19 protein-coding genes are annotated in these 26,919 nt (G+C 72.3%); 13 read left to right on the forward strand and 6 right to left on the reverse strand.

The window, feature by feature from the left end:
• The first annotated feature begins 44 nt into the window (after positions 1 to 44).
• The 3 genes from OO68_RS37505 to moeZ all read left to right on the forward strand — a co-directional run bounded on the left by OO68_RS37505 (position 45) and on the right by moeZ (position 2,983).
• The gene (locus OO68_RS37505; RefSeq protein ID WP_010047687.1) at positions 45 to 1,004 is read left to right on the forward strand and encodes an NAD-dependent epimerase/dehydratase family protein; all 960 of its coding nucleotides are present in this window, start codon (positions 45 to 47) and stop codon (positions 1,002 to 1,004) included.
• A complete protein-coding gene (locus tag OO68_RS37510) occupies positions 992 to 1,741 on the forward strand; it encodes a spherulation-specific family 4 protein (RefSeq protein WP_033313868.1) in 750 nt (249 codons plus the stop codon). The genes OO68_RS37505 and OO68_RS37510 overlap by 13 nt, the downstream gene beginning before the upstream one ends.
• 63 nt (positions 1,742 to 1,804) lie before the next feature.
• The gene (moeZ, locus tag OO68_RS37515; RefSeq protein WP_030854826.1) at positions 1,805 to 2,983 is read left to right on the forward strand and encodes an adenylyltransferase/sulfurtransferase MoeZ; all 1,179 of its coding nucleotides are present in this window, start codon (positions 1,805 to 1,807) and stop codon (positions 2,981 to 2,983) included.
• 71 nt (positions 2,984 to 3,054) lie between these two features.
• Here moeZ and OO68_RS37520 read toward each other — a convergent pair whose 3' ends face one another.
• The 3 genes from OO68_RS37520 to OO68_RS37530 all read right to left on the reverse strand — a co-directional run bounded on the left by OO68_RS37520 (position 3,055) and on the right by OO68_RS37530 (position 9,106).
• The gene (locus OO68_RS37520) at positions 3,055 to 4,524 is read right to left on the reverse strand and encodes an alpha/beta hydrolase (RefSeq protein WP_033313869.1); all 1,470 of its coding nucleotides are present in this window, start codon (positions 4,522 to 4,524) and stop codon (positions 3,055 to 3,057) included.
• Between the two features lie 133 nt (positions 4,525 to 4,657).
• A complete protein-coding gene (locus OO68_RS37525; protein WP_033313870.1) occupies positions 4,658 to 6,205 on the reverse strand; it encodes an alpha/beta hydrolase in 1,548 nt (515 codons plus the stop codon).
• A gap of 171 nt (positions 6,206 to 6,376) precedes the next feature.
• Positions 6,377 to 9,106, reverse strand: coding sequence for a lysylphosphatidylglycerol synthase transmembrane domain-containing protein (locus OO68_RS37530; protein ID WP_033313871.1), 2,730 nt, complete (start codon positions 9,104 to 9,106; stop codon positions 6,377 to 6,379).
• 186 nt (positions 9,107 to 9,292) lie between these two features.
• Between OO68_RS37530 and OO68_RS37535 the strand changes: the two genes are divergently transcribed.
• The 5 genes from OO68_RS37535 (at position 9,293) to nudC (ending at position 19,471) form a co-directional block, all read left to right on the forward strand.
• On the forward strand, positions 9,293 to 9,682 hold the full coding sequence (locus tag OO68_RS37535) for an MGMT family protein (RefSeq protein WP_033313872.1): 390 nt from the start codon (positions 9,293 to 9,295) through the stop codon (positions 9,680 to 9,682).
• A 266-nt stretch (positions 9,683 to 9,948) separates the two neighbouring features.
• Positions 9,949 to 13,278, forward strand: coding sequence for an ATP-dependent helicase (locus OO68_RS37540; RefSeq protein WP_078625719.1), 3,330 nt, complete (start codon positions 9,949 to 9,951; stop codon positions 13,276 to 13,278).
• Between the two features lie 90 nt (positions 13,279 to 13,368).
• The gene (locus OO68_RS37545) at positions 13,369 to 16,959 is read left to right on the forward strand and encodes a UvrD-helicase domain-containing protein (protein ID WP_033313874.1); all 3,591 of its coding nucleotides are present in this window, start codon (positions 13,369 to 13,371) and stop codon (positions 16,957 to 16,959) included.
• A gap of 10 nt (positions 16,960 to 16,969) precedes the next feature.
• Entirely contained in the window at positions 16,970 to 18,373 is a 1,404-nt protein-coding gene (locus tag OO68_RS37550) for a dipeptidase (RefSeq protein ID WP_033313896.1), read from the forward strand.
• 153 nt (positions 18,374 to 18,526) lie between these two features.
• Positions 18,527 to 19,471 (forward strand): NAD(+) diphosphatase, encoded by a 945-nt coding sequence (nudC, locus tag OO68_RS37555; protein ID WP_033313875.1) that lies wholly within the window; start codon positions 18,527 to 18,529, stop codon positions 19,469 to 19,471.
• Positions 19,472 to 19,558: 87 nt separating this feature from the next.
• Here the strand turns inward: nudC and OO68_RS37560 are convergent, their stop codons facing one another.
• Entirely contained in the window at positions 19,559 to 19,801 is a 243-nt protein-coding gene (locus OO68_RS37560; protein WP_003992805.1) for a mycoredoxin, read from the reverse strand.
• Positions 19,802 to 19,927: 126 nt separating this feature from the next.
• On the opposite strand from OO68_RS37560, the gene OO68_RS37565 reads away from it, so the two are divergent.
• From OO68_RS37565 to OO68_RS37585, 5 genes are all read left to right on the forward strand, one after another.
• Positions 19,928 to 22,180 carry an ATP-dependent DNA helicase UvrD2 gene (locus tag OO68_RS37565; RefSeq protein WP_403550405.1) on the forward strand — a complete coding sequence of 751 codons (2,253 nt, stop codon included), beginning with the start codon at positions 19,928 to 19,930 and terminating at the stop codon, positions 22,178 to 22,180.
• A gap of 164 nt (positions 22,181 to 22,344) precedes the next feature.
• Entirely contained in the window at positions 22,345 to 22,671 is a 327-nt protein-coding gene (locus OO68_RS44840; protein ID WP_078625720.1) for a hypothetical protein, read from the forward strand.
• Between the two features lie 172 nt (positions 22,672 to 22,843).
• A complete protein-coding gene (locus OO68_RS37575) occupies positions 22,844 to 23,212 on the forward strand; it encodes a WhiB family transcriptional regulator (RefSeq protein WP_033313877.1) in 369 nt (122 codons plus the stop codon).
• A complete protein-coding gene (locus tag OO68_RS37580) occupies positions 23,209 to 23,532 on the forward strand; it encodes a putative WhiB-interacting protein (RefSeq protein WP_033313878.1) in 324 nt (107 codons plus the stop codon). Before OO68_RS37575 ends, OO68_RS37580 begins: the two co-directional genes overlap by 4 nt.
• A 423-nt stretch (positions 23,533 to 23,955) precedes the next feature.
• Positions 23,956 to 24,174 carry a hypothetical protein gene (locus tag OO68_RS37585; protein ID WP_033313879.1) on the forward strand — a complete coding sequence of 73 codons (219 nt, stop codon included), beginning with the start codon at positions 23,956 to 23,958 and terminating at the stop codon, positions 24,172 to 24,174.
• 16 nt (positions 24,175 to 24,190) lie between these two features.
• Here the strand turns inward: OO68_RS37585 and OO68_RS37590 are convergent, their stop codons facing one another.
• Both OO68_RS37590 and OO68_RS37595 read right to left on the reverse strand, forming a co-directional pair.
• The gene (locus OO68_RS37590; protein ID WP_033313880.1) at positions 24,191 to 25,561 is read right to left on the reverse strand and encodes an ABC1 kinase family protein; all 1,371 of its coding nucleotides are present in this window, start codon (positions 25,559 to 25,561) and stop codon (positions 24,191 to 24,193) included.
• A complete protein-coding gene (locus OO68_RS37595) occupies positions 25,554 to 26,771 on the reverse strand; it encodes a ThiF family adenylyltransferase (RefSeq protein WP_033313881.1) in 1,218 nt (405 codons plus the stop codon). Before OO68_RS37595 ends, OO68_RS37590 begins: the two co-directional genes overlap by 8 nt.
• Between the last annotated feature and the right edge of the window lie 148 nt (positions 26,772 to 26,919).

The following is a 26,919-nucleotide window of genomic DNA, read 5'->3' on the forward strand; positions in this document are numbered from 1 at the left end:
ATGATCACCCACCCAGGAACCCCGGCGACTTGGGGAGCCGCGCGATGAGAGTCCTGCTGATCGGAGCCAACGGCTACATCGGGCGCTTCGTCGCCGACCGTCTGCTCGCCGACCCGGCCGTGCAACTCACCGCCCTCGGCCGCGGTGACGACGCCGACGTCCGCTTCGACCTCGCCTCCGGCAGTCCCGGCGCCCTCACCCGCTTCCTCGACGCGGTCCACCCCGGTGTCGTCGTCAACTGCGCCGGCGCCACCCGCGGCGGGGCCCGCGAACTCACCCGCCACAACACCGTCGCCGTGGCCACCGTCTGCGAGGCCCTGCGCCGCAGTGGCTGCGGTGCCCGACTGGTGCAGATCGGCTGCAGCGCGGAGTACGGCCCGAGCCAGCCCGGCTCCTCCACCGCCGAGGACGCCGTGCCCCGGCCCGGCGGTCCGTACGGGGTCAGCAAACTCGCCGCCACCGAGCTGGTCCTCGGCTCCGGTCTGGACGCCGTCGTCCTGCGTGTCTTCTCACCGGCCGGACCCGGCACGCCCGCCGGCTCCCCGCTGGGCCGCCTCGCCGAGGCCATGCGCCGCGCCATGCAGTCCGGCGACGGCGAGCTGAAGCTCGGCGGCCTGGGCGCGCAACGCGACTTCGTCGACGTCCGCGATGTGGCCCGTGCCGTCCACGCCGCCTCGCTCTCCGCCGCGCAGGGCGTCATCAACATCGGCTCCGGCCGTGCGGTGCGCCTGCGCGACGCCGCCGCGGTCCTCGCCCGGGTCGCCGGATACGGCGGCGCCCTCCACGAACTCGACGGCCCGCCCGGCGCCCTGCGCACGGCCATCGGCCACCCCCGCCCCGACCCTGACCACGCGCCCCCCGTCGCGTACCCGTACCCCGACGGTTGCGGCAGCTGGCAGCAGGCCGATGTGCGCACCGCTCGCGACCGGCTCGGATGGCGTCCCCGGATCGGCCTGGAGGAGTCCCTCGCCGACATCTGGATGGAGGCGGCATGCCGCATCTGACCAGATCCCGGCGGCACACCTCGGGCACGGAACTCCGCCCCGGCGTCGGCGTCCCCGGGTACGCGCACCCCCTCCTCGCTCCCACCGAGTGGGGCGAGCTGACCCGCCCCGGCACCCCGCTGCACTGGGTGGTCCTCAACGTGTCCGACGGCCCCGGCGCGCGCCCCGACCCGCACTGCCTGGAGGCGGCCGGCCGGCTGCGCAACGCGGGCATCCGCGTCCTCGGCCACCTCGACACCCGGTACGGCACCCGCAACTTCGGCGAGCTGATCTCGGACGCCCACCGGTTCGTCGACTGGTACCAGGTCGACGGCTTCCTCCTGGAGCGCTGCCCGGCGGACCACGCCGGGCTGCCCGAGGTCCGCCGCACGGTCGCCACGCTCCGCGTGATCCGTGACGCTGCCCACATCGTCCTCGGCCACGGCATCCACCCGCACCCCGGCTACGTCGAGCTCGCCGACCAGCTGGTCACCTTCTCCGGACCCTGGAGCGACTACCGCTGGTCGCAGGTCGCCGAGTGGACCGCCGACCATGCGCCCGAGCGCTTCTGCCACTTCGTCCACGGCGTGCCCCGCCCCCACCTGACCGAGGCGCTGCGCATCGCCCGCTGGCAGGGAGCCGCGACGGTCTGGATCACGGACCACACGGACGGCGGCGGGGACGCCGATCCCTGGGAGGCCATGCCCGGCTACTGGGACGAATTCGTCTCGCGGGTCGGAACAGGTGTCTCGGAATGAAAAAGCGCATGGCACTGTTACGGGGAGAACAACCGTAGTGATTGACCGACCAACGGAGTCCCCGTGTCGCTGCCACCCCTGGTCGAGCCGGCTTCCGAGCTCACCGTAGACGAGGTCCGCAGGTACTCCCGCCACCTGATCATCCCCGACGTCGGGATGGACGGGCAGAAGCGGCTGAAGAACGCCAAGGTGCTGTGTGTGGGCGCCGGCGGCCTGGGCTCGCCGGCGCTGATGTACCTGGCCGCCGCGGGCGTCGGCACCCTCGGCATCGTGGAGTTCGACGAGGTCGACGAGTCGAACCTGCAGCGCCAGATCATCCACAGCCAGGCCGACATCGGCCGTCCCAAGGCCGAGTCCGCCCGTGACAGCGTCAAGGGCATCAACCCGTACGTGAACGTGATCCTTCACGAGGAGCGGCTCGAGGCCGACAACGTGATGGAGATCTTCAGCCAGTACGACCTGATCGTCGACGGCACGGACAACTTCGCGACCCGCTACCTGGTCAACGACGCCTGCGTGCTGCTGAACAAGCCGTACGTCTGGGGCTCGATCTACCGCTTCGACGGCCAGGCGTCCGTCTTCTGGTCCGAGCACGGCCCCTGCTACCGCTGCCTCTACCCGGAGCCCCCGCCCCCCGGCATGGTCCCCTCCTGCGCCGAGGGCGGCGTCCTGGGCGTGCTGTGCGCGTCCATCGGCTCCATCCAGGTCAACGAGGCCATCAAGCTCCTCGCCGGGATCGGCGACCCGCTGGTCGGCCGACTGATGATCTACGACGCCCTGGAGATGCAGTACCGCCAGGTCAAGGTCCGCAAGGACCCGAACTGCGCGGTCTGCGGCGAGAACCCGACCGTCACCGAGCTCATCGACTACGAGGCCTTCTGCGGCGTCGTCTCCGAGGAGGCCCAGGCGGCGGCCGCCGACTCCACGATCACTCCCAAGCAGCTCAAGGAGTGGATCGACGACGGCGAGAGCATCGACATCATCGACGTCCGTGAGCCGAACGAGTACGAGATCGTCTCCATCCCGGGCGCCCGGCTCATCCCGAAGAACGAGTTCCTCATGGGCACCGCCCTGGAGAGCCTCCCGCAGGACAAGAAGATCGTCCTGCATTGCAAGACGGGTGTCCGCAGTGCGGAAGTCCTCGCGGTCCTCAAGTCCGCGGGCTTCTCGGACGCGGTGCACGTCGGCGGCGGCGTGATCGGCTGGGTCAACCAGATCGAACCGTCCAAGCCGGTGTACTGAGCCGCACGGGTCCTCTCTTTCCGAGCGGCGGGGGCTTCGCGCACCACGGGTGCGTGGGGCCCCCGCCGTCGTCATGAGCAGACCTTGCCGTCCTTCGGAACCTTGCCGTCCAGCAGGTACGCGTTCACCGTGGAGTCGACGCAGTCGCTCCCACTGCCGTACGCGCCATGCCCCTCGCCTCGCCAGGTGAGCATCACCCCGACGCCCTTGCCCAGCTCGTCGGCCATCCTCCGCGCTCCCTCGTACGGGGTGGCAGGGTCGCCGGTGTTGCCGACCACCAGGACCGGTGCCGCGCCGTGGGCGCTCACCTCCGGGGTGTCGTGCTGCCCGGGCACCGGCCAGTCGTGGCACCAGCCGGCCGTGTCCCAGCCGAGGAACGTCCCGAAGACGGGGGAGATCTTCTCGAACCGGGGCAGCAGCCGCTTCGTCTCGGCCGTCGTCGGCCGCTGCCGGTCGTCCAGGCACGATATGACCCGTTGGGAGTGGGTCGTCGTGCCGTAGCGCCCGGACGGACGGCGTTCGTTGTAGCGGTCGGCGAGGGCCAGCAGCTCCGAGCCGTCGCCCCGCTCGGCCGCGTCGAGGGCGCTGGTCAGTGTCGGCCAGCTGTCCTTGCTGTACAGCGGCAGGAGGATGCCCGTGACCGCGAGGGTCTGGGTCAGCTTCCGTCCGGGCGTGCCCCCGGGCAGGGGCCGGGCGTCGATGCGCCGCAGCAGGTCCGCGATCTTGCGTGTGCCCTCTGCAGGGTCCTGGCCCGTGGACGCGAGGTAGCCGTTGAGCGCGCGCTGGAAGCCCCTGGCCTGGTTCTCGGCGTGGCCCACGGTGTCGGCGCCGGGGTCGACGACCGCGTCCAGCGTCATGCGGCCCACCTTCTTGGGGAAGAGGTGGGCGTAGGTGCCGCCCAGTTCGGTGCCGTAGGAGATGCCGAAGTAGTTCAGGTCGGCGTCGCCGAGGACTTCGCGGATGCGGTCCATGTCGCGGGCCGAGTCGGCGGTCGAGACGTGCGCCATCAGCTTTCCGGCGTTCCTCCGGCAGCCCTCGCCGAAGTCGGCGGCGTCCTCGAAGTACGCCTTCTCCTCGGCGGGGATGTCCGGGGAGACGTCCACCGACTCGGCGGCCTGGATCTCCCTGTCGCCCCGGCACCGCACGCCCTCGCTGGCGCCCACGCCGCGCGGGTCCCAGCTCACCAGGTCGTAGCGTTCGCGGAGCGAGGAGACGGTCGGGGCGTACGACGGCATCATGGACACGCCCGAGGCGCCCGGGCCGCCGAAGTTGAACAGCAGGGACCCGACGCGGTCGCCACCGCGGGCCTTGGCGCGGATCAGCCCCAGGCCGATCGTCTCGCCGTCCGGCTCCGACCAGTCCAGCGGCACCTTCAGCGTCGCGCACTGCCAGTCGCTGCTCGGCGCGGGGCCCTCGGCGGTGGCCTTGCAACGGCCCCACGAGAGCCCGCTCCTGCCGTCGTCGGACGAACCGGCGCTGCAGCCCGCGGCCAGCAGGGCCGAGGCGGCCGCCAGAGCGGTCCACCGAACGAAGCGCGTCATTGCCCATCCCCCCTCGCAGGCCGTCCGCTCTGTGCCGCGGATGGCGGTCAGGCCATGGTAGGCAGATCCCGCCTCGGCCGTTTCGGCCTGTGGATAACCTTCTGACCTGCGAGGATCCGGAATCGTCGGGAGGTCAGGTGCAGACGGTCCCCGCCGGCGGCACCTTCCCGTCCAGCAGATAGCCGTTCACCGCACCCTGCACGCACTTGTTCTTGCTGTCGTACGCGCCGTGCCCCTGCCCCCGGTACGTCAGCTCGACCCCGACGCCCTTGCCCAGCGCGTTCACCATCGCCCGGGCGCCCTCGTACGGTGTGGCCGGGTCGCCCGTGTTGCCGACGACCAGAATGGGTGCCGCGCCCGGAGCGCTAACGTCCGGATGGTCGGCGGCGCCGGCCACGGCCCAGTCGGTGCAGCCGATCATGCCCCAGGCCATGGAGTCGCCGAACAGGGGTGATGCGGCCCGGAACTGCGGCAGCAGCCGCTCGACATCGGCGGCGTCGTAGCGAGGTTTGGCGTCGGCGCAGCTGATGGCGGTGAAGGCGGCGGTCGAGTTGTCGTACTCGCCGTTCTCGCTGCGTCCGTTCATCAAGTCGGAGAGGATCATCAGGGTGCTGCCGTTGCCGTCGTAGGCTTCCTCCAGGCCGTCGGTGAGGAATTCCCACAGGTCCTTCGAGTACAGGGCCTGCAGGATGCCGCTGGTCGCCGCGGTCTGGGTCAGCTGGCGCGGGAAGATGCCCTCGACCGGCTTGCGGTCGAGGTCCTTCAGCAGTGTGGCGATGCGGTCCTTCACGTCCTGCGCACTGTCGCCGATCGGGCACTCCTCGGTCTTCGACACGCAGTCCTCGGCGAAGTTGTCGACAGCGAGCTGGAAACCCTTGGCCTGCCCCAACGACCCCTGCTCGGGGTTCTTCGTGGGATCGACGACGGCGTCGAACACGGCACGGCCGACCCGCTCGGGGAACAGGTGGGCGTAGACGCCGCCCAGCTCGGTGCCGTAGGAGATGCCGAAGTAGTGCAGCTTGTCGTCGCCGAGGACCTGGCGCATCAGGTCCAGGTCGCGCGCCGCGTCGGTGGTACGCACGTGGGGCAGGATCTTCTCCGAATTCTGCTCGCAGGCGTCGTTGAACTCCGTGGTGCTGTCGAGGAGCTGGGTGCGTTCGGCGGCGTCGTCGGGGGTGCCGTCCTGCTGGAAGTAGGCGTCGAGCTGCTGGTCGTTCTCGCAGATCACGGGGTCGCTGCGGCCGACCCCGCGCGGGTCGAAGCTCACCAGGTCGTAGCGGGTGCGCAGTTTTTCGTAGCTCTCGGCGAAGCCGGGGAGCGAGGAGACGCCCGAGCCGCCCGGGCCGCCGAAGTTGAAGATGAGCGAGCCGATGCGTTCGTTCTCGGCGCCGGTCGTGCCGACCCGGATCAGTTCGAGGCCGATGGTGTCGCCCTTCGGGTCGTCCCAGTCGAGCGGGGCCTTCATGGTGGCGCACTGCCACTCACCGCCGTCCGGGAGAGGAGAGGGCGAGGCGCCTCCGCCCTGCGCCTCGTCCGGAGCCGGGCAGGCCTTCCAGCTCAGTTCCTGCCGCGTGAGGTCCTCGTCCTGGGCCTCGTCGCTGCCGCACCCCGCCAGCATGGTGGACAACAGCACGGCGGAGAGGGTCAGTGCGGCGGCCCGCGGCCGGAGGAGGGAGGGCATGGTTCCATCCTGCGGCGGCACCGGACGGGGCGCGCGGGACGCGTGCCGTACGAGGTAAGAGGTGCAAGAGGGTTCGGTGAGGCCAGAGGGCCGACGGAACGGACGGCCGCGATCGCCCCGCCGCGCAGGCCCGGCTGACCGTGCGTGGGACCCGCTTCCGGCCCGGTCGGGTCAGAGGGCCTGCTTGCGCGTGAGGTGATTGAAGGCCAGCCAGCCCGGCAGCACGGGCAGCCACAGCGTCAGCAGACGGAACAGCAGGACCGCCGGCGCCGCGACCTCCTTCGGGAGCCCGACGGCGATCAGACCGACCGTCAGAGTCGCCTCGACCGCGCCCACACCGCCCGGTGTCGGAGCCGCCGACCCCAGGGCGTTGCCCGCGAGGAAGACGACGGCGACGCTGGCGAGGCTGATCGACGTGGACTCGTCGCCGAACGCGCGGATCGAGGCGTCCAGGCACATCACGAAGCAGGCGGTCAGCAGCAGCATGCCGCCGATGCCGGTGACCAGCTTCTGCGGCCGTTGCAGCACGTCCAGCATGCGCGGCACGACGCCCGCGAACAGCGACCGCACACGCGTGGACACGAACTTGCGCAGGAACGGCACCGACGTCACCACGAGCACGAGCACCGCGACCGTCAGCAGACCCGCGATGACCGTCCGGGACGGCGACAGCGACGGCGTCTTCTCGGTGCCGGTCAGATAGCCGAAGGACAGCAGCATCAGGATGTGACAGCCGAGCCCGAACAGCTGCGACGCGCCGACACTCGCCACCGCGAGCCCGGGCCGCACGCCCGCGCGCTGGAGGAAGCGCGTGTTCAGGGCGACTCCGCCCACCGCCGCCGGGGCGACGATCTTCACGAACGATCCGGCGACCTGCGCCGCCACGGTCCGTACGAACGGCACCCGCTCGGGCACGAATCCCAGCAGCGCCATCGCCGCCGCCACGTAGCTGCACATCGAGAACAGCACGGCCGCGGCGACCCAGCCCCACTCGGCGTTCGCGATGAGCGGCCCGAACTCGATGTGCGTGAGCTGCGTCAGCAGGAAGTACGCGCCGATCGCGCCGGCCATGAAACTGATCAGCGTGCGCGGCCGCACCCGCTCCAGCCGGGCCGGCTCGACGGGTGCCTGCGGCCTGATCCGCAGTACCGCGTGCCGGATCTGCGTGAGCAGGTCCTCCTCGCGCGCCTCCTCCACGGCCTCGTCGATCGCCCGCTTCTCGGCCCGCTGCTCGGCCCGTACGGCCTTCTTGTCGGGCTTCTCCAGGACGGGCACGGGGTCGTCCGCGTCGCCCTCCAGGCGGACCTGTTTGGCCTGCCGGGACGCCTCCAGGACCGCGTCGCGCTCGCGCTGTGCCCGCTCCCGGGCCAGTCTGCGCAGCGTCGCGCGCGTGGAGCGGCTGAGGGCGATGGGCTGGAGCATCGGCAGGCAGTCCGCCACCGCGTCCGGACCGAGCACGCCCACCGCCGACGCGACCGCCCGCTCGGCGCCCACCCGCAGGCCGAGCGTCACCAGCAGCTGGGAGGTGTCCATGCGCAGCAGCAGATCACCGGCCGCGATCTCGCCGACGCGCAGGTCGGTGAGGATCACCGTGCCGGAACGATCCACCAGAATCGCGTCTCCCACCAGCCTGCGATGCGCGATGCGCCGCGACTGCAGGGCCTTCACCTGGTGCCAGGTGTCGCGCAGCAGGTCGTCGGTGATCTCCTCGTCCGACAGCGAGTCGAGGGTGCGTCCGCCGCTGTGCTCGTAGACGAGCATCACCGCGTCGGGGCCGAGCTCGGAGGTGGCGATCAGCTTGGGCGCGTTGGCGCCGGCCGCGATCGCCGCGTACGCCAGCAGGGCCTCCTGCTCCAGGGCCTGCCGCAGCGACTGGAGGCTGCTGCGGGTGGCGAAGCCGCGCAGGGTGAGGTTGCGCCAGGCGCGGTAGAAGAAGCCCTGGGCCTGCTGCTCCCGGTCGACCACCGTCACGTCGAGGGGCGGGCCGTCCTCCAGCGTGACGAAGTAGCGCCGGCCTCGGTCCCCGGTGTCAGGGTTGTCCGAGGTGTCCTCGCGGGACGCGCTGACGGGGCGGAAGCCGACGGTCCGCAGGCCGGCCATCAGCGTCTGTCCGGTGGGCCGGACGTTGGGCGAGCCGACCGCGTACAGCGTGCCGTAGGCCACGGTCCAGCCGATCAGCACGGTCAGGATGATCGAGAACGGGGTCGTGTACCCGGTGACGAGCATCGAGAAGGCGTCGAGGAGCAGCACCACCCACAGCACCGCGCGCCAGCGCGGTCTGCGCGACATGCCGACGGCCGTCATGTAGGCGATGACGGGGGCCAGATAGCCGTGCACGGGATCGGTCAGGGCGTGGATGTCACCGGGGGAGGGCTGGGTGAGCGCTTCCTGGATCGAGTCGGGGGCGGCCCGGGCGACCCACAGGTCCGTGGCGAGGGTCACACCGTGTGCGAGGACCGCCGCGAGCACGCCGTCGGCGATGCGCAGTCCGTCCCGTTTGATCAGACGCTCGATGGCGAAGGCGACCGGCACCAGCAGGATGGCGATGCTGGAGGCCAGCCCCGCGATCTTGATGAGCAGGTCGGGCGCCTGACCGGTGCCCTTGTTGATGTCCTGTTCGAGGCCGGAGGTGGTGCCGTGCGCGAACGCGGCGATCCCGATCAGGATCGCGACGGCGAGCACGCCCACCAGCAGGCGCATCAGGTCGGAGGGGCGGTGCACGCGCGCGGGGAGCAGCGGTTCGTCGCCCTCCACCTCGTCGATGTGCGCGAAGTCGGGCTCCTCGGCGGCCGCGCGGTTCTTCTTCGCCGCCCCCTTCGGACCGTCGTCCCGAGTGCCCGGGCGCGACGAAGCGTCAGAGGTGCCTTCCGTGTCCTCGGGGTGCGCACCTTGCTGCTTCATCGTCTCTTCTTGGTCTCGTATCACCGGTCACCGCCCGCACGATGGTGGCATGCCGCACCGGCACACGGGGCAATCAGGGTGCACATGCGGGGGCGGACAGTCTGCCCGACGCACTCGTGCCGGGCGAGCAGAACGCTCCGGAGCACGCCCGGCCCGTTGTCGGTGGGGTGGGGCAGGATGGGGCGGATGAGTGAGCAGAGCCCTGAGGGGGGCGGGCACGAGGACGAGCCCGTGCATGCGCTGCCCGAGTACGCCGAGCGGGTCCTCGACGTCGCCGAGCTGATCCCGCCGGGCCGGGTCATGACCTACGGGGACGTCGCCGAATGGCTGGAGCAGGGCGGTCCGCGGCAGGTCGGCCGGGTGATGGCGCTCTACGGGGGAGCCGCCCCGTGGTGGCGCGTCGTCCGCGCGGACGGCGTCCTGCTGCCGGGGCACGAACAACGGGCGCTCGGACACTACCGGGCGGAGGGCACGCCCTTGAAGGAGGCGAGCCGCGCCGCCGAGGGCCACCTGCCGCGCATCGACATGAGACGGGCGCGGTGGGACGGCGGTGATCGCGCGGAGGGTCACACCTGACAGCTTCCGCCATCGGACGGCCTCCTGTGTGACCCGTGATCCGTACGGGGGAATCGGGGCACACCGGCGGCATGACGTACGTTCGTGAGTCGAGGGGCATGAGTGCCGCGAGTGCCGTGAGTGGCCGGTGGGAAGAAGGGGAAGCCCTGCTTCCGCCTTACTCGTCGGCGTAGCGTCGGCTGCGCGTGCCCCCGTCACCCCGCGGTCACCGCCCGCCACCCGCGGTGGCCCGCCAACCAGCACTTCCACCAGAACCGGCGAACCACGTGAGCTCCTCTTCCTCCACCAGCGGCCTGCCGCACCCCCGGGTACGGCGGGGGAACCGTGGCGCTTACCGACTCGTACGTACCCCTCCTGCCCGCGTGGACCCCCCTCATTTGGACGCCTCACAGCGCTCCGTGGTTGACCACACGGCGGGTCCGCTCCTCGTCCTCGCAGGTCCGGGCACCGGCAAGACCACCACCCTCGTCGAGTCCGTGGCCGAGCGCGTGGCCCGGGGCGGGGACCCCGAGCGCGTCCTGGTACTCACCTTCAGCCGCCGGGCCGCGGTCGAGCTGCGCGACCGCATGGCCCGGCGGACCGGGGCCGCCCGCGCTCCCCGGGCGACCACCTTCCACTCGTTCTGCTACGCCCTGGTCCGCGCCCACCAGGACAGCGCCCTGTTCGTGGAGCCGCTGCGGCTGCTGTCCGGCCCCGAACAGGACGTCTCGGTGCGCGAACTGCTCGCGGGCCAGCTGGACCTGGAACGGCTCGGGCTCGCGCACGTGCGCTGGCCCGACGAACTGCGCGCCTGCCTGACCACCCGCGGTTTCGCCGACGAGGTCCGCGCGGTCCTCGCCCGCAGCCGTGAACTGGGCCTCGGCCCCGACGCCCTGGACGCCTTCGCCCGCCGCACGGGACGGCCCGACTGGCGCGCCGCGGCCGCCTTCCTCGCCGAGTACCTCGACGTGCTCGACCTCCAGGGTGTGATCGACTACGCGGAACTCGTCCACCGCGCGGTGCTCCTCGCACGCCGCCCCGAGGTCGCGGCGTGGCTCGCCGCCCGGTACGACGCCGTCTACGTCGACGAGTACCAGGACACCGATCCCGCTCAGGTACGACTGCTGGACGCCCTGGCCGGCGGCGGCCGCACGCTCGTGGCCTTCGGCGATCCCGACCAGTCGATCTACGCGTTCCGCGGGGCCGACGTGAACGGCATCCTGGACTTCCCGCACGCCTTCCCCCGCGCGGACGGCCGCCCGGCCCCCGTCACCGTGCTGCGCACGTCCCGCCGCTCCGGCGCCGGTCTGCTGGCCGCCACCCGGCTGCTCACCCAGCGCATGCCGCTGACCCGGCTGCCCGCCGAGAAGGTGCGCGCCCACCGCGAACTCGCCCCCGTACGGGGCGGCGGCCGCGTCGAGGCGTACACGTACCCGACGTCCGGGACGGAGCTGGACAACATCGCCGACATCCTCCGCAGGGCCCACCTGGAGGACGGCGTCCCGTGGAGGGACATGGCCGTCCTGGTGCGCGCCGGCACCCGCACCATCCCCACGGTCCGCCGCGCCCTCACCGCGGCGGGCGTCCCCGTCGACGGCGACGGTGATGACGTGCCGCTGCGGCACGAACCGGCGGTGGCACCGCTGCTGACGGCCTTGCGGGCGGTGGCCCTGGCGGAGGCCGCCGGGCCTGCCGATACGAATACGGCGGCCGACGGTGCGCCCGACTCGGAGCCGACCGTCTCCTGGCTCGACACCGAGACCGCCCTCACTCTCCTGACCTCACCCCTCGCGAGCATGGACGCGGCCGACCTGCGCCGCCTCGGCCGCGCCCTGCGCGACGAGGAACGGGCCGCCGGCAACCCGCTTCCGCCGCCCTCCGACGTGCTGCTCGCGCAGGCACTCGCCGAGCCGGAGCGGCTGGCCGTGCACGACCCGGCGTACGCGCGCGGCGCCCAGCGCCTCGGCGCACTGCTGCGCAAGGCCCGCGAGCGCCTGGCCGGCGGCGGTACGGCCGAGGAGGCGCTGTGGGACCTCTGGGACGGCACACCGTGGCCCGCACGACTGGAGCGGGCCGCCCGCCGGGGCGGCGCCGCCGGGCGCAACGCGGACCGCGACCTGGACGCCGTCTGCGCCCTGTTCGCCACCGCGGCCCGCGCCGAGGAACGCACCGGCGGCCGGGGCACCCTGAACTTCCTGGAGGAGATCGAGGCCGAGGACATCGCCGCCGACACCCTCGCGCGGCGCACCGTACGCCCCGACGCCGTCCGCCTGATGACCGCCCACCGCTCCAAGGGCCTTGAGTGGCGCCTCGTGGTCGTGGCGGGGGTGCAGGAGGGCCTGTGGCCGGACCTGCGCCGCCGCGGCTCCCTCCTGGAGGCCGACCGCATCGGCCGCGACGGGCTCGCCGAACCCCTCACCCCCGGCGCGCTGCTCGCCGAGGAGCGCCGCCTGTTCTACGTGGCCGCCACGCGCGCGAGCGAACGTCTCGTCGTCACCGCGGTCAAGGCCCCCGCGGACGACGGTGACCAGCCCTCCCGCTTCCTGACCGAACTCGGCGTCGAACCCAAGGACGTCACCGGACGCCCCCGCCGCCCGCTGTCCGTGGCCGCACTCGTCGCGGAACTGCGGGCCACCACGGTCGACCCGCGCGTCTCCGACGCCCTCCGGGAGGCCGCCGCCCGCCGCCTGGCCCGGCTCGCCGCCCTCGCCGACGAGGACGGCCGCCCCCTGGTGCCGTCCGCGCACCCCTACCGCTGGTGGGGCATGTTCGAGCCCACCGAGTCCAAGGTGCCGCTGCGCGACCGCGACCAGCCCGTCGTGCTCTCCGGCAGCGCCCTCGACCAGCTCGCCAACACCTGCGCCCTGCAGTGGTTCCTGGGCCGCGAGGTGAAGGCCGACGCACCCGCCACGGCCGCCCAGGGCTTCGGCAACGTCGTGCACGTCCTCGCCGACGAGGTCGCCTCCGGGCACACCCCGGCCGACCTCGGTGTCCTCATGGAACGCCTCGACTCCGTGTGGAACGCGCTGGCCTTCGACGCGCCGTGGAAGTCGGCCCAGGAGAAGGACAACGCGCGCGTGGCGCTCGAACGGTTCCTGCAGTGGCACGTCATGAACCGCACCGGGCGCACCCCGGTGGCCAGCGAGCACGACTTCGACGTCACCCTCGAAGCGGGCGACTACCAGGTGCGCATCCGCGGCCAGATGGACCGGGTCGAGGCCGACGGCGACGGTCGCGCCTACGTGGTCGACTTCAAGACCGGAAAGCAGGCGCCCGGTTCCAAGGAAGTGGAGCGCCACCCGCAGCTGGCCGTCTACCAGCTGGCCGTCCGCGAGGGCGCCGTCGACGAGGCCTTCGACGGCGTGCGTCCCGAGCCGGGCGGCGCCGAACTCGTCCACCTCCGGCAGGGAGCGGCCAAACGCGACGGCGGCGAGACCCTGCCCAAGGTGCAGGCCCAGGAGCCGCTGGAGGGGGAGTGGGTCGGCGACCTGCTCGCCACCGCCGCCGGCAAGGTCCTCGACGAACGGTTCACACCGACCGCCGGGCAGCACTGCACGCACTGCGCGTTCCGGGCCTCGTGCAGCGCCCGGCAGGAGGGGCGCCACGTGGTGGAGTGAGCTATCGCACCACCTGTGCTGACCTGCGCTTCCTGTTCCCCGGAGGCCCGTTCGGTCACCACTGTCAGTGGCCGCCGCTAGCCTTTCGATGTGCCCGCCCGTATCACCGATCCCGACCAGCTCAAGGAGCTCCTCGGCATCCCGTTCACCCCGGAGCAGACGGCCTGCATCACCGCGCCGCCCGCCCCGCAGGTGATCGTGGCCGGAGCCGGCTCGGGCAAGACGACGGTGATGGCGGCCCGCGTGGTGTGGCTGGTCGGCACCGGCCAGGTCGCCCCCGAGCAGGTGCTCGGCCTCACCTTCACCAACAAGGCCGCCGCCGAACTCGCCGAGCGCGTCCGCAAGGCGCTCGTCAGAGCCGGCGTCACCGACCCGGACGCCATCGACCCGGACAACCCGCCGGGCGAGCCGGTCATCTCCACCTACCACGCCTTCGCGGGCCGCCTCCTGACCGACCACGGACTGCGCATCGGTCTCGAACCCACCTCCCGGCTGCTCGCCGACGCCACCCGCTTCCAGCTCGCCGCGCGCGTCCTGCGCGAGGCCCCGGGGCCCTACCCGGCCCTGACCCGTTCCTTCCCGGACCTCGTCGGCGACCTCCTCGCGCTCGACGGCGAACTCGCCGAGCACCTCGTACGCCCGGAAGCACTGCGCGCGTACGACGCCGAACTGCTGCTGACCCTGCGGGGCGCCAAGCTCAGCAACGCCGACCTGCGCAAGGTCCCCGACGCGGCCGCCGCCCGGCGTGAACTCGCCGAGCTGGTCACCCGCTACCGGGCCGCCAAGCGCGAGCGGGACCTGCTCGACTTCGGTGACCAGATCGCCCTGTCGGCCCGGCTCGCCGGCATCCCCGAGGTGGGCCACGTCCTGCGCGACGAGTTCCGGGTGGTCCTGCTCGACGAGTACCAGGACACGTCGGTCGCCCAACGCGTCCTCCTGGCGGGCCTGTTCGGCGAGGGCACCGGCCACCCCGTCACCGCCGTCGGCGACCCCTGCCAGGCGATCTACGGCTGGCGCGGTGCCTCCGTCGCCAACCTCGACGACTTCCCCGAGCACTTCGCCCACGCCGGCGGCCGCCCCGCGACCCGGCAGGCCCTCAGTGAGAACCGCCGCAGCGGCGGCCGCCTCCTCGACCTGGCCAACGGCCTCGCGGAGCCCCTGCGCGCCCTGCACGCGGGCGTGGAGGCCCTCCGCCCGGCCACCGGCGCCGAACGCGACGGCATGGTCCGCTGCGCCCTGCTGAGCACCCACGCCGAGGAGATCGACTGGGCCGCCGACTCCGTCGCCCACCTCGTCCGGACCGGTACGGCACCCGGCGAGATCGCCGTTCTGTGCCGTACCGCGACCGACTTCGCCGAGATCCAGGGCGCCCTGGTCGCCCGGGACATCCCCGTCGAGGTCGTCGGCCTGTCCGGGCTGCTGCACCTCCCCGAGATCGCGGACCTCGTCGCCGTCTGCGAAGTCCTCCAGGACCCCGGCGCCAACGCCTCCCTGGTACGCCTGCTCACCGGCCCGCGCTGGCGCATCGGACCGCGCGACCTCGCCCTCCTGGGGCGGCGCGCCCGGCTTCTCGTCACCCACGCGCGCGTGGCGGGCGACGACGACCGGGACCGCCGTCTCGCCGAGGCAGTCGAAGGGGTCGACCCGTCCGAGGTGATCTCCCTCGCGGACGCCCTCGACACGTTCCTGGAGACGCCGCTGGACGGTCGCGGTGACGACGACGGACTGCCGTTCTCGCCGGACGCGCGCGTGCGCTTCGCCCGGCTCGCCACCGAACTGCGCGAGCTGCGGCGCTCCCTGTCCGACCCGCTGATGGACGTCCTGCACCGCGTCCTCGCCGTCACCGGCCTGGAGGTCGAGCTGTCGGCGTCCCCGCACGCCCTGGCAGCGCGCCGCCGCGAGACGCTGTCCAACTTCCTGGACGTCGCCGCCTCCTTCGCCGCCGGCGACAACGAGGCGACCCTGCTCGCCTTCCTGGGCTTCCTGCGCACCGCCGCCCAGTACGAGAAGGGGCTCGACAACGCTCTTCCGGGCGGCGAGAACACCGTCAAGGTGCTCACGGCCCACAAGTCCAAGGGCCTGGAGTGGGACGTGGTGGTCGTCCCCGGCCTGGTCACCGGCACCTTCCCCAGCAGCCAGGGCCGCGAGAAGTGGACCTCCCAGGGCAAGGTCCTGCCGCACGCGCTGCGCGGCGACGCCGACACCCTGCCCGATGTGACGTCCTGGGACGCCAAGGGCCTGAAGGCCTTCCACGAGGCCATGAAGGACCACCAGCACACCGAGGAACTCCGTCTCGGCTACGTCACCTTCACCCGCCCCCGCTCCCTCCTCCTGGGCTCCGGCCACTGGTGGGGGCCCACCCAGAAGAAGCGCCGTGGGCCGTCCGCGTTCCTCCAGGCCCTCTACGAGCACTGCGACGCCGGTTACGGCGAGATCGAGGCCTGGGCGGACGAACCCGCCGACGACGAGGAGAACCCGGCCCTGCACCGGGCGACGGCCGACCAGGTGTGGCCCCTGCCCCTGGACGCGGCAGCCCTGGCACGCCGCCGCGCGGCAGCCGAGACCGTCCTGGCCCACCTGGAGAATCTCGCGTCCCATGAGGACGGGCACCCCGCGGCCACGCACGACCCGGACGTCCTCGACGACCCGGAGTGGCCCCCGCCGCCCGAGGACGACGAGCCCCTCCACAGCGAGCCCCCGCACGACGAACCGGACCCGTTCGACGGCGCACCCCTCGACGGCGCACCGTTCGACGACGTCCCCTTCGACGAGGTGCCCGCCGAAGAGATCTCCGGCGAAGACCCGGCGGACGGTGACGCCCCGCCCGTGATCCACCTCGCCGTCCCCCACCAGGCGGCCCCGCCCGAGGCCCCGGCCACCCGCCCTCTCCCCGGGACCCCCGGACATCCCGGCCCCCAGGGCCGGGCACATCCGCACCTCACCCCGGAGGAGGCCCGCACCGTCGCCTCCTGGGACCGCGACCTCGACGCCCTCACCGGAGAGCTCCTGCGCGCCCGCGACAGCGTCACCGAGGTGCCCCTGCCGGCGTCCCTCACGGCCTCCCAGCTGATGCACCTGGCCGCCGACCCCGACGGCCTCGCCCAGGAGCTGGCCCGCCCCATGCCGCGCCCGCCCCAGCCCGCCGCGCGCCGCGGCACCCGCTTCCACGCCTGGGTCGAGGCCCGCTTCGAGGCGCTCACACTGCCCATGCTGGAGCCGGAGGAACTGCCCGGCAGCGACGCCGAGATCGCCGACGAGGAGGACCTGGAGGCGCTCAAGGAGGCCTTCGAGCGCACCGAGTACGCACGCCGCACGCCCCACCGGGTGGAGGCCCCCGTCCAGCTCGCGATCGGCGGCCGGATCGTCCGGGGCCGCATCGACGCCGTCTACAAGGAAGGCGACGGGGAGGACGCGACGTACGAGATCGTCGACTGGAAGACCAGCCGCTCCCGCACCGCCGACCCGCTCCAGCTCGCCGTCTACCGGCTGGCCTGGGCCGAGCAGCAGGGCGTGCCGCCGGAGTCGGTCACAGCCGCGTTCCTGTACGTGCGCAGCGGCGAGGTCGTCCGCCCGCGGGACCTGCCCGGCCGGGCCGCCCTGGAGCGGCTGCTCCTGGACGACCCGTCGGGAGGGGAGGTCGGTGAGGAACCGCACTCCGAGGACGTCCGTGCGGGCCGATAGGCTCGTGACCATGAGCCAGACCCCGGACAGCGTCGTCCGTACGTACATCCAGCAGCACCGCGCCGCCTTCCTCGACGACCTCGCCGAGTGGCTGCGCATCCCGTCGGTGTCCGCCCAGCCGGACCACGCGCCCGACGTGCGACGCAGCGCCGACTGGCTCGCCGCCAAGCTCAAGGAGACCGGCTTCCCGACGGCCGAGGTCTGGCAGACCCCCGGCGCGCCCGCCGTCTTCGCCGAGTGGCCCTGTGCGGACCCGCAGGCACCCACCGTGCTGGTCTACGGCCACCACGACGTGCAGCCTGCGGCCCGGGAGGACGGCTGGGACAGCGAGCCCTTCGAGCCGGTCGTGCGCGGCGACCGCCTCTACGCGCGCGGGGCGGCCGACGACAAGGGCCAGGTGTTCTTTCACACCCTCGGCGTGCGCGCCCACCTCGCCGCCACCGGCCGCAGCACCCCGGCCGTGCACCTCAAACTGATCGTTGAGGGCGAGGAGGAGTCCGGCTCGCCGCACTTCCGGGCCCTGGTCGAGCAGCACGCCGAGCGGCTCGCCGCCGACGCCGTGATCGTCTCCGACACCGGCATGTGGTCCGAGGACACCCCCACGGTGTGCACCGGCATGCGTGGCCTCGCCGAGTGCGAGATACGCCTGCACGGCCCCGACCAGGACATCCACTCCGGTTCCTTCGGCGGCGCCGTGCCCAACCCGGCGACGGCCGCCGCCCGACTCGTCGCCGCCCTGCACGACGAGCACGCGCGCGTGGCGATCCCGGGCTTCTACGACGGCGTGGTCGAGCTCACCGACCGCGAGCGTGAACTGCTCGCCGAGCTGCCCTTCGACGAGCAGCAGTGGCTGCGCACGGCCAAGTCGTACGCCACCGAGGGGGAGGCCGGGTACACCACCCTGGAGCGGATCTGGGCCCGCCCCACCGCGGAGGTCAACGGCATCGGCGGCGGCTACCAGGGCCCCGGCAGCAAGACGATCGTCCCCTCCTCCGCCCTGGTGAAGCTGTCCTTCCGTCTGGTGGCGGGGCAGGACCCCGGGCAGGTGGAGAAGGCCGTCCGCGCCTGGGCCGAGCAGCAGGTGCCCCCGGGGATCCGCTGCGGCATCACGTTCAGCGGGGCCACGCGCCCGTGCCTCACGCCGCTGGACCACCCGGCTCTCCGGTCGGTCACCCGCGCCATGGGCCGGGCCTTCGAGAAGCCGGTCCGCTTCACCCGCGAGGGCGGCTCCGGACCGGCGGCGGACCTCCAGGACGTCCTCGGCGCCCCGGTGCTGTTCCTGGGCATCTCCGTCCCCTCGGACGGCTGGCACGCCCCGAACGAGAAAGTCGAACTCGACCTGCTCCTCAAAGGCGTCGAGACCGCCGCGTACCTGTGGGGTGACCTCGCCGAGAACTGGCGCCATGCGCCCTGAGCGTCCTTCCGTCCGGACCGGGCACGCGCGCGGGGCACACTGGAAGCGCCGCCCCGCACCGCCCGAGCCCGCCGGACCCGGTCGTCTCCCGCCGTACGTCCCGCTGAACCGCCCGCCGAACCCGACTGTTCCACCGGGGAGTTGGAAGCACCCGTGACCACCTGGACCGACCACAACGCCGACCGTCCCATCTCGCTCACCGCCCCGAGCGGCGTCGACCGGGCCGCCCACCACCGGCTCGACGAGGCCTGGCTCGCGGCGGCGTGGAGCCACCCCACGACGCGCTGCTTCGTGGTCTCCGGCGGACAGGTCCTCATCGACGAGACGGCGGACGGGCGCACCGAACTCGTCATGACCCCCTCCTTCGAGGCCCCCCTCACCGAAGCGCACCGCTACTTCCTCGGCATCGACGAGGACGGCGTCAGCTACTTCGCCCTCCAGAAGGACTCCCTGCCCGGGCGCATGGACCAGTCCGCGCGCCCCGCGGGCCTGCGCGAGGCGGGCGCCCTGCTGTCGGCCCGGGACGTGGGCCTGATGGTGCACGCGGTGGGCCTGGAGAACTGGCAGCGCACGCACCGCTTCTGCTCGCGCTGCGGCGAACGCACCGTCATCGCCGCCGCCGGACACATCCGCCGCTGCCAGGCCTGCGGCGCGGAGCACTACCCGCGCACGGACCCCGCTGTGATCATGGCCGTGACCGATGAGGACGACCGCGTCCTGCTCGGCCGCCAGGTCCACTGGCCCGAGGGGCGCTTCTCGACGCTGGCCGGCTTCGTCGAGCCCGGCGAGTCCATCGAGCAGTCGGTGCGCCGCGAGGTCCTGGAGGAGGTCGGCATCAGCGTCGGCCAGGTCGAGTACGTCGCCAGCCAGCCCTGGCCCTTCCCGTCCAGCCTCATGCTGGGCTTCATGGCCCGCGCCACCTCGACCGAGATCGAAGTCGACGGCGACGAGATCCACGAGGCCCGCTGGTTCTCCCGTGACGAGCTGCGCGCCGCCTTCGAGTCCGGCGAGGTGCTCCCGCCCTACGGCATCTCCATCGCGGCCCGCCTGATCGAGCTCTGGTACGGCAAGCCGCTCCCGACACGGAGCGTTGTCTGACCTCGTCAGCGCGCCCGTCGTCGGCATGAGAGAAGGCGGCCCCTGAGCTGTCTCAGGAGCCGCCTTACCCGCACAGACACACGGCGACTAGGCGCCGATCTTCTGCTTCACCTGTGCCAGCGACGGGTTCGTGAGCGTCGAGCCGTCCGGGAAGAGGACGGTGGGCACCGTCTGGTTTCCGCCATTCGCCTTCTCCACGAACGCGGCGGACTCCGGGTCCTGCTCGATGTTGATCTCGGTGTACGCGATGCCCTCGCGGTCCATCTGGCTCTTCAGCCGGCGGCAGTAGCCGCACCACGTGGTGCTGTACATCGTCACAGTGCCCAGCATGTCTCTCGTGCTCCTTCGGTGGCTCGGGGCGGGTGGCCGCAGTGGGGGAACGCATGTGAAAGGTCCACCATTCCCGGTGCCCGTGCCAGGCCCGACGTGACGCCTGCCGCATTAGTACGACTATCAGTGCCTGCCTGTGGACAACCGGCGCAGCCGTCTCGCGCGACCTGGCAGCATGGCTGTGTGACAGCAGCAACGCACTCCACCCTGTTCCCGCAGGTACCGGACTCCGCCGACGCGGTGCTCGAAGGGCTCGACCCCGAGCAGCGCGAAGTGGCCACGGCCCTGCACGGCCCGGTGTGCGTCCTGGCAGGCGCGGGCACGGGCAAGACCCGGGCGATCACCCACCGCATCGCCTACGGAGTGCGCGCGGGCATCCTGCACCCCTCCAGCGTCCTCGCCGTCACCTTCACCAACCGCGCGGCCGGGGAGATGCGCGGCCGGCTGCGCCAGCTCGGCGCCGCGGGCGTCCAGGCGCGCACGTTCCACTCGGCCGCCCTGCGCCAGCTCCAGTACTTCTGGCCGAAAGCGATCGGCGGCGCCATGCCCCGTCTCGTCGACCGCAAGATCCAGCTCGTCGCCGACGCGGCGGCCGCCTGCCGCATCCGGCTCGACCGGGGCGAGCTGCGGGACGTCACCGCCGAGATCGAATGGTCCAAGGTCACCCAGACCGTCCCCGCCGACTACGCACCCGCCGCCGCCAAGGCCGGCCGCGAGTCCCCCCGCGACCCCGCCGAGATCGCCCAGCTCTACGCCGCCTACGAGGACGTCAAACGCGAGCGGTCCGTCATCGACTTCGAGGACGTGCTGCTGCTGACCGTGGCGGTTCTCCAGGACCGCCACGACATCGCCGAACAGATCCGCGCCCAGTACCAGCACTTCGTGGTCGACGAGTACCAGGACGTCAGCCCCCTCCAGCAGCGCCTGCTCGAACTGTGGCTGGGCGAGCGGGACAGCCTGTGCGTAGTCGGGGACGCCAGCCAGACGATCTACTCGTTCACCGGGGCCACCCCGGACCATCTGCTCGACTTCCGCACCCGCCACCCCGGTGCGACCGTCGTCAAGCTGGTCCGCGACTACCGTTCCACGCCCCAGGTCGTCCACCTCGCCAACGGTCTGCTCGCCCAGGCCCGGGGCCGGGCCGCCGACCACCGCCTGGAGCTCGTCTCCCAGCGCCCCGCCGGGCCCGAGCCGGTCTACGCCGAGTACACCGACGAACCCGCCGAGGCGGAAGGCGCGGCCCGCCGGATCCGCGAGCTCGTCGACTCGGGAGTCCCGGCCTCCGAGATCGCTGTCCTCTTCCGCACGAACGCGCAGTCCGAGACCTATGAGCAAGCCCTCGCCGACGCCGCGGTGCCCTACCAGCTGCGCGGCGCCGAGCGGTTCTTCGACCGCCCGGAGGTGCGCAAGGCGGGCATCGCCCTGCGCGGCGCGGCCCGCTTCGGCGGCAACGACTCCCTCCTGGACGACGTCGTCGACCTTCCCTCCCAGGTGCGCGCCGTGCTGTCGGGAGAGGGCTGGACGACGCAGCCACCGGCCGGCTCCGGCGCGGTGAGAGAGCGCTGGGAGTCCCTGGCCGCCCTGGTGAACCTCGCCCAGGACTTCGCCGCCGCCCGGCCCACCGCCACCCTGGCGGACCTCGTCGCCGAACTCGACGAACGGGCGAACGCCCAGCACGCCCCCACCGTGCAAGGCGTCACCCTCGCCTCCCTGCACTCGGCCAAGGGCCTGGAGTGGGACGTCGTCTTCCTGGTCGGCGTCGCCGAGGGCATGATGCCGATCACCTACGCCAAGACAGACGAACAGATCGAGGAGGAGCGCCGCCTCCTCTATGTCGGAGTCACCCGCGCGCGAGAGCACCTCCATGTCTCCTGGGCGCTCTCCCGCTCGCCCGGAGGGCGCCCGAGCCGCCGTCCCAGCCGCTTCCTCGACGGGCTGCGCCCCGGCTCGGCGGCCGCCGCGGGCCGTACCGCCGCCGGAGGAGCGGGCGGAATCGAGCGCGGAATCCCCGGAACCAGGGGGTCCACCCCGAAACGGGCGCAGCGAGTCCCCGCCCGCTGCCGCGTCTGCGGCCGCACGCTGACCGACCCGGGCGAAATGAAGCTGATGCGCTGCGACGACTGCCCCTCCGACATGAACGAGGGCCTGTACGAGCGGCTGCGTGAGTGGCGCGCCGACCAGGCACGCAGCAGTGGCCAGCCCGCCTTCTGCGTGTTCACGGACAGGACGCTGATGGCGATCGCCGAGTCCGCCCCCGACGACGAGCGCGAGCTCGCCCGCATCCCGGGTGTCGGGATGCGCAAGCTCACCCGCTACGGCGCCGACGTACTGGCCATCTGCGCAGGCCAGTCCCTGGCGGAGAGCACAGATCACGACTGACACGAACTCGTCGAAAAAATAGTTTGCGCATGCCCCAGCAATCCCCATAGGTTCTTAGGCACGAGAGCAGCGGCCTTCTCGAAGGCCCTGATCCCGTGATGTACTTGCATATCCGTCGGACTGGTTCACCCAGTCCCCCGATACGCCGAGAGGAGGCGAGTCCAGTGATCAGCATCTACACCAGCTCCGTCAGCACCGTGAAAATGACCGATCGCTCGGCCGTCTCCGCGTGCATGCTCGGCGTTTCGAACCTGGGCACCGGTCTGTCCGGCATTCGTGCCGTCCGTCCGGCGTCCTCCTCCGTCGCCCCCGCGGGCCTTCCCGTCCGCGAGCGCAATGAGCGACCGACCAAGGCACTGGAAGCGGCAGTAGCGGCACAGGCGCAGGCCTATGCCTTTACGGCGACCGGTGCCGGATTCCGGAAGCAGACGACGCAGCACCACCAGATGTGGGCCTTCCGTGGGCCAGAACCCTGGAGTGATCCAGCCTGATCGCCGATCAGGCCGGCGCCTTCAGGGCCGCGGAACCCCATCCGGGATCCGCGGCCCTTCTGTTTGTCCCTGAACAGGGATGACGGACCGAAGGAGCCTCGGGACAAGAAAAGAACCCGGTACCACCCACCCCGGCCAACAGGCCGGAATGACCAGACGAGGAAGACGAACCGTGCAACTCGAAGCGCACGCCCCGTCCGTACCGCCTTCCGACACGATCCCCAAGCCCGGCTCCACGGAGGACCCCGCCTTGACCCCGCTCACCGCGCTCACCGCGCTCGACGACGCCATCGAGAACCTCGGCGTACCCGTCCCGTGCCGCTCCTACGACCCGGAGGTCTTCTTCGCCGAGTCGCCCGCGGACGTCGAGTACGCCAAGTCCCTCTGCCGTACCTGCCCGCTGGTCGAGGCCTGCCTCGCCGGTGCCAAGGAGCGGCGTGAGCCCTGGGGCGTCTGGGGTGGCGAGCTGTTCGTCCAGGGTGTCGTCGTCGCCCGGAAGCGGCCGCGTGGCCGCCCGCGCAAGAACCCGGTCACAGCATGAACATCGCAGGAACGATCGACCGCCCCCTCACGCACGACCCCCAGAAGCAGGCCCCGATGAAGCCGTCCACTTACGAGCCCGCAGGCTCCGCGACCCAAGACTTCACCATCAGCGGCGCGAAGGACTCGCGTCAGAACAGGACCCGAGAGATGCAACTCATTCCAGAAGCCATGGCTCGTGCGCATATGCGCGAGCGACTGCAGGAGGCGGAGAGGGATCGCCAGGCCGCGCGCCTGGTGGCCGCCCGCCGGATGCAGCGCAGGGCGGAGCGCGCGTCGATGCGTGCCCGTCGGGCGCTCGCCATGGCGGTCATGCAGTAACCCGCGCACCGCACGGGGGCCTCCCGGCCAGGGAGGCCGCGCTGCCGCCGCCGTAGAGCTCTCACCGCGGGGGCCGGTCCGTACGAACGGGCCGGCCCCCGCGGTGCGTTGAGCCGAGCAGGAGGGCATGCGGCCGCCATGGGTGCCGGGTGCTTGGCGCCGCTCGCGCTGGTGCGGGGTGCTGGTCCGGCAGATGCGGGGTGTGCCCCTGGGCCGGTGTGTGGTGTTTACCCGGGGGCCGGGCGTCTGGTGCTCCGCCGTCGCGGGGTACCCGGCGGCCGGCCGTCTGGTGCTCCGCCGTCGGGGGGTGTCGTGGTCATCTGGGTCGACGCGCGGTGCTACGAACCAGGGGGTGGACCCGTCGAGCCCGGGTGGGTGGAAGTTGTGCCTGCGGAAGCCCCGGCGCGGAGATATCGTCACCGGGTGACGAGTCCTCCTGGAGGCGGCGAGAACGGCTCCGCCGGGGAGCCGCGGCGGTTCGTCTGTGCCCGCTGCGGCACGTCGGTCGACGTCCCGGCCGAAGGCCCGCCCCTCACCTGGACCTACTCCGTGGAGAGCGGCATCCGCCAGTACTACTGCGAGAGCTGCTCCCGAGAGAACCTCAGGTCCATCGAGGGGCGCCTGGACTCGGACTGGTGGTGAACCCCGCGGCCGGGACTCACGCCTCCGCCACCGCCTCTTCGCCGTCCACCGGGTCCTCGGGGACGAACCCCGGCAGCCACTCCTCCAACTCCTCGCGCAACCGCACCGTCGCCCCCAGCTGACACAGCACGCCGATCGTGCTCAGTGTCACCCGGTGGATCAGCAGATAGGACGGGGGCAGGTTGAGCTGCTTGCCGAGCTGGTAAGCGGGGGAGCGGGGGTCGGCGACCCGAGCCGCCTGGTTGCGCATCCAGCCCCGTGTGAAGGTGAACTCCTCGACCTGGGCCGGCTCGATGATCGGCAGCAGGTAGTCCATGACGGCGTCCGGGTCCAGCTCTATCGTCTCCTTGACGAACCCTTCCGCGCACAGCAGCTCGTAGACCGCCTCGGCCTCCCCGTCGAGAGTCATCCGCAGGGACTCGCCGATCGTGGCCGGCAGTCCCCCCGGGAGACGGTCGACCGTGCCGAAGTCCAGGACGCCCAGGCGCCAGTCGTCCTCACCCTCCGGGCCGCCGGGCAGGAGCCGGAAATTGCCCGGGTGGGGATCGGCGTGCAGCAGGCCCGTGCGGGCGGGGCCGGAGAACAGGAAGCGGGCCAGGAGCTGACCGGCACGGTTGCGCTGCTCCTGGGTACCGTCCGAGATGATCTCCGACAGCGGGATGCCGTCCATCCACTCGGTGACCAGGACCTGGTCGGACTGGTGCACCACCTGCGGCACGACCACGTCCGGGTCGTCCGTGAACTCCTCCGCGTGCGCCTGCTGGGCCTGGGCCTCCAGGCCGTAGTCCAGCTCCTCCGAGACACGGTCCTTCAGCTCCGCGATCAGCGGCTTGATGTCCATGCCGGGGATCAGCGGACCGAGCAGACGCGAGAAGCGGCTCAGCTGGTTCAGGTCCGACAGCAGGGCCTCACCGGCGCCCGGGTACTGCACCTTGACCGCCACCTCGCGGCCGTCGTGCCACACCCCTCGGTGGACCTGGCCGATCGAGGCCGCCGCGGCGGGTTTGTCCTCGAACTCCAGGAACAGCCCCTGCCAGCCCTCGCCGAGCCGCTCCTCCAGCACCGCGTGCACGGTACGGGTCGGCATGGGCGGCGCCGCCTCCTGGAGCTTGGTCAGCGCGGCCCGGTAGGGGCCGGCCACCTCCTCAGGCAGCGCGGACTCGAAGACCGACAGGGCCTGGCCGAACTTCATCGCTCCGCCCTTGAGCTCGCCGAGCACCTTGAACAGCTGCTCCGCCGTGCGCTGTTGGAGTTCCCGGCCGACGAGCTCGGCGGACTCGCCGACGATCCGCTTGCCGAATCCCCAGGTGGCCCGCCCGGCGATGCCGAGCGGGAGCGCGGCGAGCTTGGCGGTCCGGGTAACCGCCTTCCGGGGAAGATCAGACATGCGCCCTCCAAGTCCCAGCCGGCCGCTCCGCCTCTGCCTCGCGGCATCGCTCCGACGGCCGTTGCACCGCCATTGTCTCGTGCGACTCCCCGTCCTCCGAGAGGTGCTCCCCTTTTCCTCTCTCCGCCGCCGCACACGAGCATGCCGGATGTACCCGGACCGGCCGCGCTTGCCAGTGGAGAGCCGGGAGGGAAACCTCCCAGCGGGCGCCGGCGCTGGACGGAACCCGGCCGTCCAGGAAAGCGAGCGCATGGGCGGCGGCCAGCCCGGCCACGGTCGTGGCCAGCGTCAGGTCGCAGGGCCCCACCTGCCGCTGCCTGCCTGAGCGCCACTGGGCGATCAGGCGCGGCCAGGCCTGGTCCCGGTCGGCGCGGTCCTCGTGCAGACAGCCCGCGCAGCCCGTCTCCCCGGGCAGGACGAACGGGCCGACCACACCGGTGCCCTCCACGACACCGGCGTACAGATGCGGGGTCCCGGAGACCATCAGCGGCTCGGCGGCGGCCGGGTCGGGCGCGTGCACGCCCACGTCGTCCCGTGGGGCGAGGATCACCAGTGAGAATCCCGGGTCGCCGTCCTCCGGGGATGCCTGGGCCGCTGTACGGCGCGGTGGCCGGTCCGGGGCCGCCCGGCGCACGGCACGGCGGGCCGACTCGTCCCTGCGGTCGCCGACGGATTCCGGGGGAAGCCCGCCCGGTGCGACGTCCCACGGCTCCACACAACCACCGTCGAGCACATCCACCTCGCCCACGCCGGCCCCGGCCAGGAGCGAGGCCAGCACGGCCCCCACCCGGCCGGCGCCCCTCACCTGCACGCGCTGCGAGCGCCGGGCGGCCAGCTGCCCGATCGCGTCGCCGGGCGAGGAGGTCGTCAAGGACAGGGAGGCAAGGTCGGGGCGCAGCCGGTCCAGCACCTCCTTCTTCTTCTTCCGCAGGGCGTCGGCGGCCGGTCCGCCGCCCCGGGAGTCGTCCAGCAGCCCGGCTCGCGCGAGCCCTCTCACCAGTCCGTCGACATGACCGTCGGGCAGGTCCATACGGCGTCCCTCCTCGCGCAACAGCTCCAGCCCCCGTGTGCCGTTCAGCAGGTCGAGGAAGCTGCCTGTCGCCAGGTCCATCGGACCGAGCGTCATCGCGTGCGCCGGTGTCATCCCGAACTGCACGGTCTTGAGGTCACGCCAGCCGCGCCTGAGCGCGGGTTTGACCATCGGATGCATGACAGGCCCCCGTATGCCGTAGATCGTCCCCGTATGCCGACGGAGCGTGGACGCGGGCCCCGGCCGGTCATGCCGGGGCCGGTCGCCCGCATGCCCTGAGTGCAGCTGCGCACCGCCCCGTCATCGCTTCGCCGACGAGATCCAGCAT

Origin of the sequence: Streptomyces iakyrus, assembly GCF_000717055.1 — a bacterium.
GTDB lineage: Bacteria > Actinomycetota > Actinomycetes > Streptomycetales > Streptomycetaceae > Streptomyces > Streptomyces iakyrus.

What these genes read in the sequence shown, in the direction of transcription:
- OO68_RS37510 (WP_033313868.1), top strand. Translation starts at nt 992, where the DNA reads ATGCCGCATCTGACCAGATCCCGGCGGCACACCTCGGGCACGGAACTC.
- OO68_RS37530 (WP_033313871.1), bottom strand. Translation starts at nt 9,106, where the DNA reads ATGAAGCAGCAAGGTGCGCACCCCGAGGACACGGAAGGCACCTCTGAC.
- OO68_RS37550 (WP_033313896.1), top strand. Translation starts at nt 16,970, where the DNA reads ATGAGCCAGACCCCGGACAGCGTCGTCCGTACGTACATCCAGCAGCAC.
- OO68_RS37580 (WP_033313878.1), top strand. Translation starts at nt 23,209, where the DNA reads ATGAACATCGCAGGAACGATCGACCGCCCCCTCACGCACGACCCCCAG.
- OO68_RS37505 (WP_010047687.1), top strand. Translation starts at nt 45, where the DNA reads ATGAGAGTCCTGCTGATCGGAGCCAACGGCTACATCGGGCGCTTCGTC.
- OO68_RS37595 (WP_033313881.1), bottom strand. Translation starts at nt 26,771, where the DNA reads ATGCATCCGATGGTCAAACCCGCGCTCAGGCGCGGCTGGCGTGACCTC.
- OO68_RS37525 (WP_033313870.1), bottom strand. Translation starts at nt 6,205, where the DNA reads ATGCCCTCCCTCCTCCGGCCGCGGGCCGCCGCACTGACCCTCTCCGCC.
- OO68_RS37590 (WP_033313880.1), bottom strand. Translation starts at nt 25,561, where the DNA reads ATGTCTGATCTTCCCCGGAAGGCGGTTACCCGGACCGCCAAGCTCGCC.
- OO68_RS37535 (WP_033313872.1), top strand. Translation starts at nt 9,293, where the DNA reads ATGAGTGAGCAGAGCCCTGAGGGGGGCGGGCACGAGGACGAGCCCGTG.
- OO68_RS37520 (WP_033313869.1), bottom strand. Translation starts at nt 4,524, where the DNA reads ATGACGCGCTTCGTTCGGTGGACCGCTCTGGCGGCCGCCTCGGCCCTG.
- OO68_RS37560 (WP_003992805.1), bottom strand. Translation starts at nt 19,801, where the DNA reads ATGCTGGGCACTGTGACGATGTACAGCACCACGTGGTGCGGCTACTGC.